We start from the raw sequence: 17,159 nt of genomic DNA on the forward strand, positions 1-17,159 counted from the left end.
CCCGCCCGTCACCGTGGTCGACTTTGGGCACCGGCTGTCCATTTACGGACGGGGCGGCTAAGCGGTGCTCAAAGTGGAGCCTGGGCGGGTCGCGTGGTGGGTGGGTGGGGAGAATGGGGGGTCGTGTGTAGGAGGAGGGAGTTTGTGGTGGCGTTTGTGCCGGGTGAGGTTGTTGCGCCGGGGGATCCGCGGGTCCTGCTCGAAGGGCAGTGGGGGACGGAGCCGGGGTTGGCGATCACGGTCAACTCCGGGTCGCGGATCTCGTTCGGCTTCAGCGGTACCGGCGTACAGGTGCTCTTCGACGCCGACGGGCTGACGGTCGCCCCGCATCTGTGGGTATCGGTGGACGACGCCGAGCCCGAGCTGTGGTTGATCGACCGGCCCGTGCTCGAGCTCACCGCCGAGGACGGCCGGCACACCGTCGAGATCGTGGTGAAGGACGTCAACGAACACGTCAACCGCTGGAACCCGCCGTTCGAGTCCGCGGTCGTCTTCGCCGGCCTGGTCCTCGACGCGACCACGACGCTCCGGCTCGGCGCTCAACCCGGCGGCCCCCGGCTGGAGTTCTACGGCGACTCGATCACGCAGGGCGTCCGGGCGGTCAGCGCCGACCCGGGTTCGTCGGGCGCGGACGGCACTCGTTCGTACGCCTACCTGACCGCGCGGGCCTTCGGCGCCACGTCGTACCAGGTCGGCTTCGGCCGCCAAGGCATCGTGCGCCCCGGCAACGGCCAGGTTCCGGGCGGCCTGGAGTCGTTCGGCTGGAACTACGCCGGCTCCAAGGTCGACCGCATCGCCGACCCCGACGTCGTCATCATCAACCTCGGCGTCAACGACGAATCCCTCAGCACCGCGGAGTACGCCGACTACCTGACCCGCGTCCGTACGGCGTACCGGTCGTCCACGATCGTTGCCCTGAGCCCCTTCAACGGCAAGCACGCGACCGAGATCGAGACCGCCGTCAAGTCCACCGACGACCCGAACCTCCACTACGTCTCCACCGCCGGCTGGATCACCCCCGCCGACTGCACCGACGGCCTCCACCCCTCGACCGACGGCCACGCCAAACTCGCCGGCAACTTGATCCCGGCGCTGGAACGCCTAACCACCCTCACCCGCCGCTGACCGGCACGGGCCCCGAACTCCGAACGTCGCACCCGCTGCAAGCTCCGCGCTGCCCCGGCCCTCCAGCTTCGGCGTCCAAACCGCACCTTGGGCACCCGCCAGGCGCGGTTTCGCCGCTGCGGTGCCTGCCTCGTGCCCAGAGTCGCCGTCCCCGCGTCACCTTGGCTGGGAATGCGGACCGCCAGGCCATCAATCGGTCCTGTTTCCAGCCCGGGGCACGCTCAACACCTCGGCGACGTGGTGATTGTGATGGGCTGGCGGTCCGCAGACCCGAGCCGGCCAGGTGATTGCCGCGTCGGGGGACGGCGGGCACGATGTGGGGATGGCGGAGGTGAAGTTCACGAGCGTGGACGAGTACATCGGATCGTTCCCGGCGGACGTGCAGGAGGTCCTGCAGGAGATCCGCCGCCGGCTGCATGACGTGGTGCCGGGAGCGGGGGAGAAGATCAGCTACCAGATCCCGACGATCACCCTCGACGGCAAGGCGCTGCTCTACTTCAGCGCCTGGAAGGAGCACATCTCCGTCTACCCGATCCCACCCGTCGACGACCCTCTCGCGGCCGAGCTCGAGCAGTACCAAGCGGGCAAGGGAACCCTCAAGTTCCCCCTCAAGCAGCCGATCCCGTACGACCTGATCGCCCGCGTCGCCCAAGCGTTCCTCGACTCAAGGGCCTAGGGCCTGTCCAGTAGCTCGGCCGGATCCGGCGACGGCGGACCGCTCAGCATCCAGTCGTTGAACTGCTCGGTGAACAGGTACCACAACCCGTCCGCCCCCAGCCGCAGCTGCCTCCGCTCGGCCGTCACCCGATTCCCCTCCACCCGCGCCCCCGCACCCAACGCCGCAACCCCCTCCTCCATCAGCGCCGTCTCGGGCACCGATTCAGGGTCGGACGTGGCAACCGCCAGCCCACCTGGGCCGCCCTCGCGCCACGCGATCGCCCAGCCGGTCAGCCGCCGGGCGGATACCCCGGCCCGATGCGCCAGGTCCGCGAGCGCACTCGTCCCCAGTACCCCGGCCGCCCGCCGAGCAAGATCCTGCTCAACCGTCAACCCCAACCCGCCGTCCCCATCACCGGTGGCCAGCTCCCACGCCCGGCGCGCCGCATCCGTCGCCAGCGCGACCAGGTCCCGCCCCTCGATCCCCGACGAACGCGGCGGCTCCAACACCAACACCGCCGTCGGGACCCCCGCCTGCCCGAGCGGCCGCGGCGGCACCGGCACAACTCCCTGTACTCCGCTAGCAAACGCCGCCCGAGCCGGTACGCCGACCGGCCGAGCCTTCAACCCAGCAGCAGCCTCAGACGATCGTGGTTCCCCAGCCGCCGACCGCCGAGACCGCAAGGCCGCCAGCAACTCGTCCCGTAGCCGCCCCCGCAACAGCAGCAACGCGAACGGATCCTCATCCAGCGCTTCCGCGATCAAGTAGCAAACCGCCGCCGAATGCTTGCACGGCACCGCGAAGTCCGGGCAGTTGCACGCCGTCCGGATCTCACCCGCCGCCGGCAGCAACTCCAACCCCGCGGCCTGAACATCGTCGACCACCTCAGGCGGCAGTTCCCCATCGAGCAACGCGGCCACCCGCCCGATCTGCGCCGACACCACCTTCAGCACCGCGTCCCACTCGCCATCCGAGAACGCGCGAATCCCCACCGACACCTCATACGGCAGGACCCGGCTACCTTGCACGATCGCCTGCACCTTGCCCGGTCCGACGGTCAGCTCCAGAACACTCCCGCGCCGCGCATACGAACGCCCTCGCGCGAGCCGACCCGGATCGAGGCGCGCCCGATGCTCCAACGCCTCCACCCACGCCTTACCCCACCACGTAGCTCCGAACGCCCGCCGGGCCCCGGCCCCCTTCGCAGCCGGCAATCCCGCGTTCTCCTGGCGCCGCCTCCACCACGGCCCCTCATCCGGACTCACAAGAACCACCCCACCGTGGAACAGGCGTTTGAGGTGCTCATGAGCTGGCCTTCCCGACGGCCGATGGGTTGTAGGCACTCGCGGCGCCCGACTTGGCCGGCGTCGTCGACAGCTCAACGAGTTCGGCCAGGTCGGCGTCCGAGAGTTCGCTCAGCCAGGCCTCGCCGGATCCGACTACGGCGTCCGCCAGATTGCGCTTGGCCTCGATCACCGTCGCGATCCGGTCCTCCAGCGTGTTCTCGGTGACGAGGCGATGAACCTGTACCGGCCGGTCCTGCCCGATCCGGTACGCGCGGTCCGTCGCCTGATCCTCAACCGCCGGATTCCACCAACGGTCGTAGTGGACGACGTGAGTCGCTTTCGTCAACGTGAGACCGACACCACCGGCCTTGAGCGACAGGAGGAACACCTGCGCCTGACCCGACTGGAACTGCTCGACCAGTTGCTCCCGCTTGCGCACCCCGATCCCGCCGTGCAGGAACAACGTCCGGACCTGCCGAGCCGCCAAATGGGACTCGATCAGCCGGCACATCTCGACGTACTGGCTGAAGATCAGCACCGACTCCCCTTCCGCGAGGATCACGTCGAGCAGCTCGTCCAGCGCCGCGAGCTTGCCGGACCGGCGGTGGAGTGGTCCTGGTTCGTGCAGGAAATGCGCCGGGTGGTTGCACACCTGCTTCAACTGGGTGAGCAAACTGAGCACGAGCCCACGCCGCGCGATTCCCTCCGCCGCCTCGATCTTCGCCAGGCTCTCGCGCGTGACCGCCTGGTAGAGGGTGGCTTGCTCGACGGTCAGCGGTACGACGACGTCGTGCTCGGACTTCTGCGGCAGCTCGGGCGCGATCCCCGGGTCGCTCTTCCGCCGGCGCAACAGGAACGGCCGGGTCACCCGCGCCAGCCGAGCCGTCGCCTCCTCGTCGTGATACCGCTCCACCGGTACGGCGACGTCGTGGCGGAAGCGATCGAGGGTGCCGAGCAGACCCGGGGCGGACCAGTCCAGGATCGACCACAGCTCCGACAACCGGTTCTCCACCGGCGTACCGGTCAACGCCAACCTGGTTGCCGCAGGCAACGTCCGGAGCGATCGCGCCGTTCGCGACAACGGGTTCTTCGCATGCTGCGCCTCATCCGCGACGGCCAGCCCCCAGGACACCTCGCTCAGTATCCGGTGATCCTGCCGAACCACCCCGTACGTCGTCAGCACCACCTCGTCGGCCGCCAAGTCACTCAACGTCCGCCCCACCCCGTGATACCGCCGCACCGCCACGTCGGGCGCGAAGCGCGCCAACTCCCGCTCCCACGTGCCGAGCAACGTCGACGGGCACACCACGATCGTTGGCCCTCGCCCGCGCCCGGAGAGATGCAGATGCAGTGCGATCACCTGGATGGTCTTGCCGAGGCCCATGTCGTCCGCCAGGCAGCCGCCGAGACCCAGGTCGGCGAGATGGGCCATCCACGCGACGCCTCGGCGTTGGTAGTCGCGCAAGGTGGCGCGTAGTCCCACGGGCTCGGCCAGCGGAGCGGGCTCCTCGGCCGACCGCAGGCGGTGAAGCAAGGTCTGCAACGGTCCGCCGGGATCGAACGGTACGAGCTCGCCGTCCACGTCGATGGTCCCGGTCAAGGCGGCCCCAAGGGCTTCCGCGCCGGTGAGTTTGCGGGTCCCACCGCGGCGCAGCTTGCGAACCAGGTCCTGGTCGATCCGCACCCAACGGCCGCGCATCCGGATCATCGGCCGCTTCGCCTCCGCCAGCGCCGCGACCTCCTCCTCGGTCAGCTCCGAACCATCCAGCGTCGGCCGCCATCGGAACGCCAGCAGCTCCGACAACCGGAAGTCCGGCCCCGTCACCGCACCCGGCGTCGGCGTCGCCTGCACCGAGCTGCGGACGGCCAACTCACCCGCGAAGAGCTCGGCCGGCCACAACACCTCGATCCCGGCCCCCTCCAGCGCCGTACCGTCGCCCGCCAGTTCGTCCAACGCCTCGTCCCCAACCACCACCTCAGCCGGCGCCGCATCTCGCAACGCAGCCGACAGCGGCGGCCACACCCGCGCACCCCGTCGCAACGCGAGCAGCAGATCGGTCTCCGCCCGCTCGCCAAGGGCAGCCAGTACTGCGGCCGGCGCGCTCCACATGTCGGCCACATCCACCAGCAGACTCGGATCGGCCCCACTCCGCAGCTGCAAGACGGCCCGGAACTCGTCCTCGTCCTCGGGGGGCTCGATCCGCAGCACCAGTCGCGCCCCGGCCTCCTCGGCCAACGCCGTCTCGCTCAACCACTCCGTCGAACCGGTCAACTCCCGCGGCTCGACCTCCCCAAACAGCTCAGCCCCAGCCCGTACTGCGAACGAGGCCGCCCGCGTCCGGACCAACGTGTCCGCCAACGCATCCCAGAACGCGCGCACCAGTTGCTCCGGATCCACCAACCGCAACGGCCGGGACCCCTCCAGCGGAACCGCATACGACTGCGCGGGCATCGCCGCGACCAGGTTCTTCAACCACCCACGATCCGCCGTATCCAACGGCGCCACCCGCCAGGCCCCATACCCCGCCGGACTCACATCCGGCACCACCCGTCCCCGAGCAATCAACCCAACCCCAGCCCAAGCCGCCGCTCGCCACACTCCCCAACTCCGCGAGCCGCCATGGGCCGACGCCGGCCGCGCCGCCGCGCCGCTCTGCACCGACGCCGGCCGCGCCGCCGCGCCGCTCTGCACCGACGCCGGTTGCCTCGCCGAGTCGCCGTTCGCCGACGCCTGCCGCCCTGCCGAGTCGCCGTTCGCCGACGCCTGCCGCCCTGCCGAGTCGCCCTCCACCCAGGTGCGCCCATCTGCGGAATCACCCGCCCACCCCGACGGATCAGCCTGCGTCAGGAACTCGAGCGCCTGCTCCATCCCGAGCAACCGGGCCGGCACGGCGACCCGGCGTACCTGATCTCCACGCGGCAGGACCAGCTCCACCTTCTCGTCCACCCCAGCCGGCAAGGTCAGCCCCGCCGCCGTCAGGTCGCCATACAGCGCCAACCGCCCCGCCCGCGGCGGGTCAGCTGGCAAGAACACGACGTCAACCACCCACCGCAGATTACGCGGCCCAACCGACAAACGCCCCGCGCTATCCACAGCCCCAACGCCACGCCGCTCAGTCAGCCGAGCTGATGTCGGGGCCCTGAACAGGTCGCCGGGACCTGGGACAAGTCGTGTGGCTGTCCACAGTCCCGCGATGTTGTTCAAGGTCCCCGCCGGCCCGGTGGGTGACGCCGGTCCCGTGGTGATGCCCGGGTGGGCGGTTGGGGTTCGGGCCGCGGGACGCACTTTGGGCACCCGGCGGGCGTTGTCGAGGGCGAAAGGTGACTGGCCGGTGCCCAAGGTCGACTGCGGCGCGTCGGCCGGGTCCGGGGAGGGTTGTCGCGGTGACCGGCCCGTGGTGAAGCCGGCCCCGTGGTGACCAGCTCCGCGGTGACCGGGCCCCGTGGTGACGCCGGCCCCGTGGTGATGCCGGCCCCGTGGTGATGCCCGGGTGGGCGGTTGGGGGTCGGGCCGTGGGACGCACTTTGGGCACACGGCGGGCGTTGTCGAGGGCGAAACGTGACTGGCCGGTGCCCAAGGTCGACCGCGGGCGCGTCGGCCGGGTCCGGGGAGGGTTTTCGTGGTGACCGGGGCGGGGTTTTGCCTCAGAAGGGGCAGAAACCCGCCCCGAACGCCGAGCAAACCTCGGCCCCCAGCACCCCCGGCCCCGAGCACCTCGGCGGCAGACGCTCGGCGTAGACGCTCGGCGGTAGACGCTCGGCTTCGGACGTGCCCGGGTCGGCTTGACCTGAAGTCAGGTTGAGGTTGCATCCTCGGTCGGGTAGCAGTGAACCCCGAAGACGGAGTGGAACAGATATGCGAGCAGCAGTGGTGACCGAGTTCGGCGGACCGGACGTGATCGACATCCAGGACTGGCCTGAACCGCAGGCCGGAAAGGGTGAGGTGATCGTCGACGTCCGGTTGACCGATCTGATCTTCGTCGAGACCGCGATCCGGCACGGCCAGCACGGCGGGTTCTTCGACGTCCAGCCGCCGTACGTTCCCGGCAACGCCCTCGGCGGTGTCGTCCGTACCGTCGGCGAAGGCGTGGACCCAGATCTCGAGGGCAAGACCGTCATCGGCCACAGCAAGGGGTTCGGCGCGCACGCCGAGCGGGCCGTCGCGGTCGCCGACCAACTGATCGTCATACCAGCAGACCTCAACCTCGAAACGGCGGTCGCGGTATTCGGCGACGGCTTCACTGCGCTCATGCTGGAGGAACTAGCCCCGGACCTCACCGGCAAGGACGTCCTGGTCACCGCGGCCGCGGGCGGCATGGGCATCCTCCTGGTCCAGCTGGCGCACCGGGCAGGCGCGCACGTGATCGGCGCGGCGCGCGGTCAGGCCAAGCTCGACCTGGTCAAGGCACAGGGCGCCGACGTGGTCGTCGACTACTCCGAGCCGGGCTGGGAGAAATCGGTGCTGGAGGCAACAAACGGTCGCGGTGTGGACGTGGTGTTCGAGGGCGCGGGCGGGAAGCTCGGCGCGACCGCGTTCGGCGTCGTGAAGGACAACGGCTGGTTCTCCGCCCACGGCGCCGCGAGCGGCGGCTTCGCGGAGTACGACGAGGACGACGCCCGGCGGCGCGGGATCACCGTCAAGGGCATCGTGGATCTGCGGGCCGACACCCGTACGGCGACTGTCTCCGGCGACGCCGTGATCGCCCGCGCGCTCAAGGGCGACCTGATCCCGGTAGTGGACCGGATCTTCCCCCTTGAGCAACTCGCCGACGCCCACCGCGCGATCGAGAACCGCGAACTCCTCGGCAAGGCCCTGATCCGGGTTAGCTGATCGCGCCCTCCACCGGGAGGCCGGAGGTGGTTCGACATGACCGTCAAGCTGAACAAGCAGGCCTTCCAGCACGCCAAGAGCTTGATCCAGAAGAGTCAGACGGCCCTCGACGAAAGGGACGACTGGAGTGAGCACGCCCCGACCGCGGACGAGGAGAACTCCTACCTGGACAAGCATGGCTGGAACGACTACGCGCAGTGGTACCTCGGCATCGACACCGACATGGACGAGAAGACCAAGGGCCACTACAAGTTCCCGTACGGCGACTTCTGCCGGGTGCACCGGTGCGGTGTGATCAGCGCCGAGTCACGCGCGGCCCAGCAGGACTACGACGACATCACGAAGGCAGTCGTCGAGTTGCACAAGCTGCTCGACGGCGAGCACGCCTGAGCCGAACGACAAGAGCGCGCCCGGACAGGCTCGGGCGCGCTCTACGTCTGAACAGTCCTGCGCTGTCGCGGCCGGCGGCAGTGGATCAGTTCTCGATCGGGGTTTCGGCGCGGTCCAGTGGCGGGTTGGGCCGCGCGGAGACGATCGTGTTCCGCCCCGCTCGCTTGGCGGTCAGCAGGGCGTTGTCCGCGGCAAGCACGAGCTGATCCATCGTCCCCGCGACATCCGGGTAGACCGCCGCCCCGAACGAGGCCGGCACTCCCGTGATCACCGCGGTGTTGGTGGTCTGCGTGTCCACCGTCACGGTCAGCGCGCTGAGCTTGTCCCGGATCCGCTCCGCGACCTCCAGCACTTCACGCTCGGAAGCTCCCGGCAACAGCACGGCGAGCTCGTCGCCGCCGACCCGCGCGACCAGGTCGCCCTGCCGCACCTCGGCGCGGACGGTCTCGCCGACCGCCTTGAGCGCCCGGTCGCCGGCCGGATGACCGTAGGTGTCGTTGATCTCCTTGAACTTGTCCAGGTCGAGCATCAGCAGCCCGACCGTACTGCGCAGCGCCTCGGCGCGGGCGAGTTCCGCCGGCACCGCGTTGGCCCAGTACGACGAGGTCGCGAGCCCGGTCTTCGAGTCGGTCCCCGCAGCCCGCTGGAACTGGGGAAGCAACAGGTCCCGGTGCAGGCAGAGCACGGTCACCATCAGGATCGGGACCACCCATGGGTACGACGCCTGCAGGGCCCCGACCGCGACGCCGAGCCCGAGACCGGCGATCACGACCACCTGGTCCGCCAGATCGCCGAGCGCGCCGCGAGCGGTCGCATCCGGAGAGCTGAGCAGGATCGCGCCGATCACCAGCGCGAAGTTCACCAGCCACCAGGTCGCCGCGGCGGCCACCACGATCATCAGGGACCACGGTCCGGTCGGCACCCGCGGTTCGGTGAGCAGACCGCCGGCCCGTAGTACGGCGGCCGCGGCGGCGCTGGCCAGGATGAACGTGGCGGCCGAGAAGATCTTGCGGTGCGCGATGGTCCGCCCGTAGACGCGGATCCAGGAGTACCCGTACGAGATCGCCACCAGCGCGACCACCAGCGACAGCGGCAGCAACAGCAGCCCGGCGAACACCCACAGGCTCTTCAGGTTCGTGTACGGCGAAGTGTTCGCCGCCATCTCGCGTCGGCGCTCGATTCCGCGGGCAGACTCCAGGTGAAGCACCGAAGCGACCGCGAGCACCGCGAAGGCCACCCACTCGGTCGGGCGGATACCGGGGCGGTCGCCGAAGGTCGTCGAGGCCACAGCCAGGGCGGTGATCGCGAGTGCGACAGCATCGACACCGAGCACGTAGCTCAGTGCCGGGCGTGGCAACGACCAGAGCTTCCATTGGCGGGGTGGCACCCAATTGCTCCGACCGATCAGAATCATGGTGGCCTCACACAGATAGACCTGAGCGGTTATTGCTGAATAGTAACTGCCTGTTCACACGAGGTCATCCCCAGGGCCGAGTTATTCCAAACGAAGTGATGGCGACGAGAGGATCAGCACCATGTCCAACAAGAGCACCGGCAACGAGTGGTTCCGCGGCGGCAACGAGTGGTTCACCGGCGGAAACGAGTGGTTCCGAGGCGGGAACGAGTGGTTCACCGACGGTGGCAACGAGTGGTTCCGGCGGCCGGGTGGATCCGGTAACGAATGGTTCACCGACGGTAACGAGTGGTGATCTCCCGCTGATCTCCCACTGATCGCGGAAAATTCTTAACCGGCTTCTTACGAAGTCGTCCGGAGGTATTTCCCTGAATCTCCGGCGACCCCGCTGAAGTCGATTTCACGTCGCGGCATCCGTCCTGGTTCGGCGGGCGCGAGTCCAAGCGGCGCCCGCCGCCAGGGCCGCGAGCACACCGGCGCCACCGACCACGGCCAGCGCCAGTGACGGCGAGGTCTGGTCGGCGACCAGGCCGGCGACGAGGATGCCGAGGCCCTGACTGCTCTTCAGGGCGGTACTGGCCACGCCGAAGGCTTGGCCACGTTGATGATCCGGCACTGCCTGAACGAAGGCGGCGCTGGTCGGCAGGTGGTACGCCGAGGCCAATCCGGACAGCGCCCACAGCGCGACCGTCGGCAGCAGACCGGGCTGCAGAACGCAGAACACCAGCGGTACGCAGGCGGCGACCGCGAGCGGCCCGATCAGGCGCATCCGCCGCTCCGGCGGCAGCAGGGTGATCAGCCACATCCCGATCACGGCGCCGGCCGGGCTCGCCGCCAGCAGCAGACCGGCCGCTTCGGGCCCGCCGCCGATCTCGTCCGCGTAGGGGATGGCGAGCCCTTCGACGGTCACGTAGAACCCGGCGATCGCCGCGAGCGCCACCAGCGCCCGCAGACTCGGCGTACGGCTCACCAGTGACAGACCGGCGGCGAGGTCCTTGAAGTAGCCGTTCTTCGGCTCGGTCGCGTCCTGCTCCGCGGTGGGTGCGGGGCGGCGCTGGACGCCGACTGCGATGAGCGCGGCAGAAACCAGGAACGTCGCGGAGTCGAGCAGCAGTCCGCCGGACGTACCGACCGCGACCACGACGACACCGCCGGCCCCGAAGCCCAGCACCTGGCTGAACTGGACGACCATGTCGTTCGCGGCTTTGCCCAGCACGTAGTGGTCACCTGGCAGTACCACCGGCAGGGTCGCCGCCCGCGCCGCGTTGAACGGCGAGCCGAACGCCTGCAGACCGAGCAGCAACAGGATCACCAGCCACAGCGGCAGCGCCTCGATCGCCATCAGCGCGACCAGTACGGCGCGCGCGAGGTCGGACACGATCATGACCTGGCGGCGCGGATACCGGTCGGCGAACCCGGCGAGCAACGGCCCGAAGAGCAGATCCGGGATGTAGGTCAGGGCATAGGTGAGTGCGGTCAGCCCGGCGGACGCGGTGCGCTCGAAGACCAGTACGGACAGGGCGATGCGCGCCAGCTGGTCGCCCGCGACGGACAGCACACCGGCGACGAACAACGCCCGGAACTCCGCGTGCCTGAAGACATCCCGCCAGCGGGCACGCTCGATCACCCCACCCTCCATACCGAAGACCTTAACCACATTCCGTGCTCTGACACATGCCGCCTGTGACGACTGGGGGAACCCTTCGGGTGATCTGGCTCGCATCCCTTGTGGTTCAAGGGTTTGATCGCGGCAAATCAGTGCCAACTGGTGGGCCCGGTGTCTCCTGATTTGCCTGACGGCTCTACTCTGGAATCCTCTGGTACCGGGGTCTGGGCGGGGCGGCCCCGACCCTGGTACCGGAGCTTTCTTTTGCCCCGGAAGTCGACCCCCAGTTGCTCCCATGCGGAAACTGTCGGTGGTTGCCGGTAGCGTGCTGTTTGCCAGGGACGGCTCCTGGACGTGCTTCCTTCTCCTTCACCAGGCCATGTAGCGCGTTCGCTCTCCGTCCCTGGCATCTGTGTCCTGTCTTCGCACCGCCCTGTTCGCACCGCAGTGTCCGCACCGCCCGGGAGGACCCGATGCCTGACGCGCTCGCCGAGGTGTTGCTGCGCCGCCGACGACTGGTCGACGCCGCGCGCATCACCCCGCCGGTCCGCCGATCGGCCTGGCAGTGGCTGAAGCGCCCGCTCACCACCCAGGCCGGGCTCGGCGCGTTGCAGGCCGACCTGATCCAGCGCGGCTTCCTCCTGTCCGCCCCGCTCTACCGGTACTGCTCCGGCCTCAATCCGCTGGCGCTGACGGGTTTCGGGACCAATCTGCTCGCCCTGATCGACGCGGAGTCGGGCCGGGATGCCGGGCACGTGCCGCTGTTCCGTGGCTTCCCTGAGAGCGTCCCCGGCAACACCGAGAACTTCTACGTCGACCGTGTGTTCGCGCGACTTCTGCAGGAGCGGGAGCAGCCCTGCGTGCTGTGCGGCAAGGTCGACACGGTGCATGCGGTGTCGCCTTGTGCGCATCTGGTCTGCCGTTCCTGCTGGGACGGTTCCGACTACAGCGCCTGCCCGCTCTGCCTGCGCCGGATCTCCCCGGACGACCCGTTCCTGGAGCCGGGGTTTGACGAGGCTACGGGCCGGGGTGACGCGGAGCGGTTGCGGCTGCTCGCGCTCGCGCCAACGTCGAGTGATCGCGCGATCGTCGATGACCTGCTGGGCCGCCGTTCCCCGCTTTCGGTGGTCGATCGCACGGATCTGCAGGTCCTGCTGGCCGATGCGGATCCGTCCTGGTTGCCCGACCTGATCCCCGTCCACGAGAGCCGTGCCGTGGTCGTGGCCGCCCTGATGTCGCGGTATCCGACGCTCGTCGACGAACTGCTCGACACCGCGACCGACGTACTGCGTCTCCTCTATCTCCTGATGAACGGTGACCCCGGTCTCCGGACCCCACCAGTACGCCGTACGTCGGTGGCGCGCGTGATCCGTCGTACTGTGCTGGCTCGGTTGGATCGGATGCCGGTCGAAGGGCTCGTGGAGGACATGCAGCGGCACGGGCGGGCGTGGAAGCGGATGGCGGAAGTGCTGCATCCGTTCGAGTTCGCGCGCGAGTATCCGGTCGCGGCGTTGGCGTTCGCGGTGATTCGGCGGACGCGACTGGATGGGCAGAGTCCGGCCGGCCTTGCTGTGTTGAGCGAGGCGGCGCGGCATCCGCTGGTCCGGGTCGAGGACGGGCGGCTGGTGGTCGTGACGTTCGCGAGTCGGGTCGAGGGCGCGCTGGCGTCCGGGCGGACGGAGTTGGCGCTCGATCTGTTGCGGCAGCGGCCGGGGGGGTTGTTGCGTCGGCTGGTCCAACTGGCGCGAGTGCTGCCGCCGGATTCACATGGACTGCTGGTCGAAGCGGTTGGGACGGCGGTGTCGGACGTGTCGCCTGCTGTGCTGACGGCGGCGCTTGGTCAGCTCCGGACGCCACCGGGGGATCTCCGGTTGTTCTTCCCGCGCGGTGGGACGACGCGGATCTGGACCACGGTCGACGAACGCGAGCCCCTCCCGACCGAGCTGGCGAGCGCGCTGTCCGGCGTACTGGTCAGTGAGATGTTGCGCAGGGCAACTGCCTTGCCGCGGTACCGGCGGGCCTTCCTGGATGAGGAACTGGCCCGGTTGGCGGCGCCCGGATCGGAGCGGGACGCGTCCGGGACGTTGCTGCGGATGACGCGGGGGAGCTCGCAGCCGATCCCGTTGGACGACGAGCTGCGGTTGTTCCTGCATTGGGTCGAACCGGCCGGGCAGCGGATCGACCTCGACCTGTCGGTGATGGTGCTGGACCACGAGTGGAGGTTCATCGGGCTGTGTGACCAGACGCGGCTGCGGTTCGACCAGGACGGACTGGTTCACTCGGGGAACCTCACCTCCGCACCTGGTCCGGAGGGCGCGACCGAGTACGTCGACGTCGACCTGCGCGCGGTCCGGCGGGTCGGCGGGCGGTACTTGTTGCCGGTCGTCTTCAGCTACAACGATATGCCGTTCGACCAGCTCGAACGCGGCTTCATGGGCGTTATGCGGCAGCCGACCGGACTGTTCGACCCGGCGGCGGTGGAGGACCGATTCGACCTGACCGGTCCCGCCAAGATCCTGCTGCCCTTCGGGATCGACCTCCACAACCGCGAGCTCCGCTGGTACGACGTCAACCTCAACCTCGCCGGATACAGCCCCAGCATCGTCCGGATGGGCGGCCAGGTTGCCCTGATGGCCGCGGCTCTGGAAGAGGTCCACGGCGCCGGCGACCGGGTCAGCCTCTGGGAGCTGTGCTGCTGGCACGCCGCCGCCCGCTCGGACGAAGTCGCCGTCCGCTGCGCCGACGGCTCGGTCGTCGGCTATCTCCGCGACCCGGCCGAAGACCTCACCACCTTCGCCCGCCGCCTCACCGCCCGCCTCGAACCCGACCGCACCTGGGACCTCGAGGCCGCCCACAAAGCCGACTTCCTCGCCGTCCTCACCCCCGCCGACCTCGAACCTCGAGCAGGCGCAGACATCTACGCCCTCCACCCGCATCTGCTCGACCCCACCACCCACCGCCTCCTGGCCGCGCCACATCTCCTCGCCCCGTTCACCCCCGACACCCGGGCCCGCCTCACCACCCCGTAGACCGGGGCAGTTGTATACCGCCGATCGGGAGAGCGGTCAGTGCTCCGGCTGGGACGTAACTTCGTTGCGATGTCAGGGAAATGTGGCGGTATACAGGATGTGACAGAAAGGGCTCTGAGTTTGCCGCCACAAACCCGGAGGAGCCCCAGTGAGCCCCACTCAACCGACGGACGCCGAACTGGATGTGATGATCCGCGCCCGGCTGGCCGCGATCGGGATCGATCTCGACCAGTTGCCCGAAGGCAGCACCCCTGACCCCGAAACCGGCAGCCCCGGGCGCGACACCGCGCTCGCCAGTCTGCGCGGTTTCGTCCGCAGCACGATCCTCCCGCTCGGCGCGTACCAGGTCGCCACCACCGGCCCCGCAGACGACCTGCAAGCCCTCGCCCAGCAAGTCGCCGCCCCCGCGCTCTATCCGTCCATCGACATCACCCGGCAGACCCGATGAGCGCCGGCGAGCTGAACCGGCAGCGAACCACGAAGCAGCCGACCACGAACCGGCCGACGACCGAAGAGCAGGCGGACGGCCCGATGGATACCCGCGTCGACCGGCGCTCGTTCCTCTACCGGGCAAGCGCCCTCGCCGCGGCGACCACCGTCGGCACGCTCGCCCTCCCATCCGTCGGATACGCAGCCCAGCCGATCACCACGACAGCCCCCACGATCGACACCCCAGTCAGACCGGAAGCCCTCGCCGATCCGACTGAGCTGACGATCGCCGAGGCCGCGACCCTGATCCGCACGGGCAAGCTCAAGCCCGACCAACTCGTCGAGGCATACCTCGAACGGATCAGCGCGTACGACGCGACGTACCAGGCGTTCAACCTCGTCCTCACCGACCAGGCACTCGCCCGCGCCCGCGAACTCGGCCGCCGCAAACCCACCGGCCCCCTGTACGGCATCCCCCTTGCGATCAAGGACAACTACTACACCCGCGGCATCCCCACGACAGCGAACTCGTACCTGTTCCAGAAGTTCGAGCCACCCTTCGACGCAACCGCCGTACGACGCCTCACCGCGGCCGGCGCGATCGTCCTCGGGAAGACGCAGATGGGACCCCTCGCAACCACCCGCGCGACCACTCCGGACGGACGGATCACCACCGTCAACGCCTGGACCCCGGCCGATCCGTCGACCGACCCGGGTGGTTCTTCGTCCGGTTCGGCGACGGCGGTCGCGTCGAGGATGGCGACCTCCAGCACCGGGACCCAGACCGGAGGCTCGATCACCGCGCCCTCGAACGCCCAGAACCTCACCGGTCTCAAGCCGACGATGGGCCGCGTCTCCCTCTACGGCATCGTCCCGCTCAGCTACACCCGCGACCACCCCGGACCGCTGGCCCGGGACGCGATGGACGCCGCGATCATGCTCACCGCGATGGCCGGTGAGGACCCGAACGACCCGCGGACCCAGGGTCTTCCGCCGGTCCCGGATCTCGTCACCGCCGCGTCCCCGGCGTACCGGGAACGCCGGGTCAAGGCTCGCTGGCGTACCCGGATCGGCGTGATCCCCGGCTACACCGCCGGTACGACGGAGACGGCCGCGGCCCGGCGTACGGCGCTGAACGTGCTCGACGACATCGAGGATCTGCAGGTCGTCGACGTCTCCCTGCCCGACGAGTGGGACGTGTTGACCAACACGGCGTTCAACAACGTCCGCCTGCCCGAACGGAGCGAGCCGTTCCTCCCGATGCTGCGCACGGATCTTCGCGGATTCGGAGTCTCGGTGACGGGTTGGTTGCAGGGTGCCCTGCTCGGTGCGAACGAGTTCCTGATCGGTCAGCGCGCGAAGGTTCTGCTGCTGCAACGCGTGCTGGACGACCTGTTCGAGCAGTGCGATGTCGTCGTCCAGACCAGCCCGACCCCGTTCGACGCGATCGGGCTGCCCGAACTCGCGCTGCCGATCGGTTTCACCAGCAGTGGTGTCCCGATCGGCACGATTCTCGGCGGCAAACCCTTCGGCGAGGACCGCCTGCTCGCGGTCGCAGCGGCGTACCAGGCCGTGACCGACTGGCACCACCGCCGTCCCGCGGATCCGGTCACCGCACTCCGAGCTGCTCGCGCCGAGGACCGCGGTCGCCTTACTGCCGAGGAGATTCCAGACTTGATGCAGTGAGCAGTTCGTCGTGGAGTTTGACATTCCAGTTACAGAGGCGCGGTTCGGTGGCCACAGCGGCGCGGGAGCGGAGTACAAAGGAAAGTGACGGCGAAGGGAGCCACGAATGACGTACGACGTGGTGGTGCTCATCGAGCGCGAGATGAGCGAGGGCGACGCGGACCGGGTCGCCGCCCTGCACGCTAGGAACGAGGAACCGGTGGCCTACCACCTCCTCGTGTCCAGCCATCCGACCGAGGGACTCGCCGGGCCGATGGCCTTGCTGGGTTCGAGTTTCGCGGACGTCGCCGGCCTGTCCGCGAGTACCGCTTCGGCCCGGACGACGACGGCGACCGCGCTGGCAGACCCGCAGTTCGACCTGGTCTCGGTGATCGAGCGAAGTTCGCGCCGGTTGCGCGCGGCCAGCGATGATCAGGTGAGCGTGTCGATCACCCACGGTGAGGTGCTACTCGCGCTGAAGACCATGGTCAGGACCACGGACGCCGACGAGGTCGTCGTGGTCGCCTGGCCGGAAACGGCCGCCGCCTTCGTCTGCAACGACTGGGCCAGACGCGCCAAGACACAACTCAAGGTCCCCCACCTGAGAATCCTCGAACACGACGCCTGACCGGCTAGGAGGCCGCTGAATAATCCGCGTGTCGTCGCGGTGTCTGCTGTGCGTGCTGAGAGGGTTTTGGCATGCAGGGTGTGGAGCGGGTCGATCGG

General features: G+C 69.2%; 13 protein-coding genes. 9 read left to right on the forward strand and 4 right to left on the reverse strand.

Annotation, left to right across the window (positions count from 1 at the left end; translation table 11 throughout):
* Window positions 1-147 precede the first annotated feature (147 nt).
* Both EV643_RS41495 and EV643_RS41500 read left to right on the forward strand, forming a co-directional pair.
* The gene (locus tag EV643_RS41495; protein ID WP_238166169.1) at window positions 148-1,125 is read left to right on the forward strand and encodes a GDSL-type esterase/lipase family protein; all 978 of its coding nucleotides are present in this window, start codon (window positions 148-150) and stop codon (window positions 1,123-1,125) included.
* 322 nt (window positions 1,126-1,447) lie between these two features.
* A complete protein-coding gene (locus tag EV643_RS41500) occupies window positions 1,448-1,801 on the forward strand; it encodes an iron chaperone (RefSeq protein ID WP_133805731.1) in 354 nt (117 codons plus the stop codon).
* Here EV643_RS41500 and EV643_RS41505 read toward each other — a convergent pair.
* Together EV643_RS41505 and EV643_RS41510 are read right to left on the reverse strand one after the other, a co-directional pair.
* Window positions 1,798-3,048, reverse strand: coding sequence for an SWIM zinc finger family protein (locus tag EV643_RS41505; protein ID WP_238166170.1), 1,251 nt, complete (start codon window positions 3,046-3,048; stop codon window positions 1,798-1,800). The genes EV643_RS41500 and EV643_RS41505 overlap by 4 nt on opposite strands.
* Before the next feature lie 37 nt (window positions 3,049-3,085).
* Window positions 3,086-6,115: an SNF2-related protein gene (locus tag EV643_RS41510; RefSeq protein WP_305000430.1), complete on the reverse strand. Its 3,030-nt coding sequence runs from the start codon at window positions 6,113-6,115 to the stop codon at window positions 3,086-3,088.
* An 810-nt stretch (window positions 6,116-6,925) separates the two neighbouring features.
* Between EV643_RS41510 and EV643_RS41515 the strand changes: the two genes are divergently transcribed.
* Window positions 6,926-7,900: a zinc-binding dehydrogenase gene (locus EV643_RS41515; protein WP_133805732.1), complete on the forward strand. Its 975-nt coding sequence runs from the start codon at window positions 6,926-6,928 to the stop codon at window positions 7,898-7,900.
* A gap of 36 nt (window positions 7,901-7,936) precedes the next feature.
* The gene (locus EV643_RS41520; protein ID WP_133805733.1) at window positions 7,937-8,290 is read left to right on the forward strand and encodes a hypothetical protein; all 354 of its coding nucleotides are present in this window, start codon (window positions 7,937-7,939) and stop codon (window positions 8,288-8,290) included.
* 85 nt (window positions 8,291-8,375) lie between these two features.
* Here the strand turns inward: EV643_RS41520 and EV643_RS41525 are convergent, their stop codons facing one another.
* Window positions 8,376-9,704 carry a GGDEF domain-containing protein gene (locus EV643_RS41525; protein WP_133805734.1) on the reverse strand — a complete coding sequence of 443 codons (1,329 nt, stop codon included), beginning with the start codon at window positions 9,702-9,704 and terminating at the stop codon, window positions 8,376-8,378.
* Window positions 9,705-9,825: 121 nt separating this feature from the next.
* On the opposite strand from EV643_RS41525, the gene EV643_RS41530 reads away from it, so the two are divergent.
* Window positions 9,826-9,999, forward strand: coding sequence for a DEAD/DEAH box helicase (locus EV643_RS41530; RefSeq protein ID WP_133805735.1), 174 nt, complete (start codon window positions 9,826-9,828; stop codon window positions 9,997-9,999).
* 105 nt (window positions 10,000-10,104) lie between these two features.
* On the opposite strand, the gene EV643_RS41535 is transcribed toward EV643_RS41530, so the two are convergent.
* A complete protein-coding gene (locus EV643_RS41535) occupies window positions 10,105-11,331 on the reverse strand; it encodes an MFS transporter (RefSeq protein ID WP_238166171.1) in 1,227 nt (408 codons plus the stop codon).
* Between the two features lie 452 nt (window positions 11,332-11,783).
* Between EV643_RS41535 and EV643_RS41540 the strand changes: the two genes are divergently transcribed.
* The 4 genes from EV643_RS41540 to EV643_RS41555 all read left to right on the forward strand — a co-directional run bounded on the left by EV643_RS41540 (window position 11,784) and on the right by EV643_RS41555 (window position 17,061).
* Window positions 11,784-14,339, forward strand: coding sequence for an MXAN_6230/SCO0854 family RING domain-containing protein (locus tag EV643_RS41540; RefSeq protein WP_133805737.1), 2,556 nt, complete (start codon window positions 11,784-11,786; stop codon window positions 14,337-14,339).
* A gap of 148 nt (window positions 14,340-14,487) precedes the next feature.
* Entirely contained in the window at window positions 14,488-14,787 is a 300-nt protein-coding gene (locus tag EV643_RS41545) for a hypothetical protein (protein WP_133805738.1), read from the forward strand.
* Window positions 14,784-16,454, forward strand: a complete 1,671-nt coding sequence (locus tag EV643_RS41550) for an amidase (RefSeq protein WP_133805739.1) — start codon at window positions 14,784-14,786, stop codon at window positions 16,452-16,454. The genes EV643_RS41545 and EV643_RS41550 overlap by 4 nt, the downstream gene beginning before the upstream one ends.
* A 106-nt stretch (window positions 16,455-16,560) precedes the next feature.
* Window positions 16,561-17,061, forward strand: a complete 501-nt coding sequence (locus EV643_RS41555; RefSeq protein WP_133805740.1) for a hypothetical protein — start codon at window positions 16,561-16,563, stop codon at window positions 17,059-17,061.
* Window positions 17,062-17,159: the final 98 nt, after the last annotated feature.

It is taken from the genome of Kribbella caucasensis (genome assembly GCF_004361855.1).
GTDB lineage: Bacteria > Actinomycetota > Actinomycetes > Propionibacteriales > Kribbellaceae > Kribbella > Kribbella caucasensis.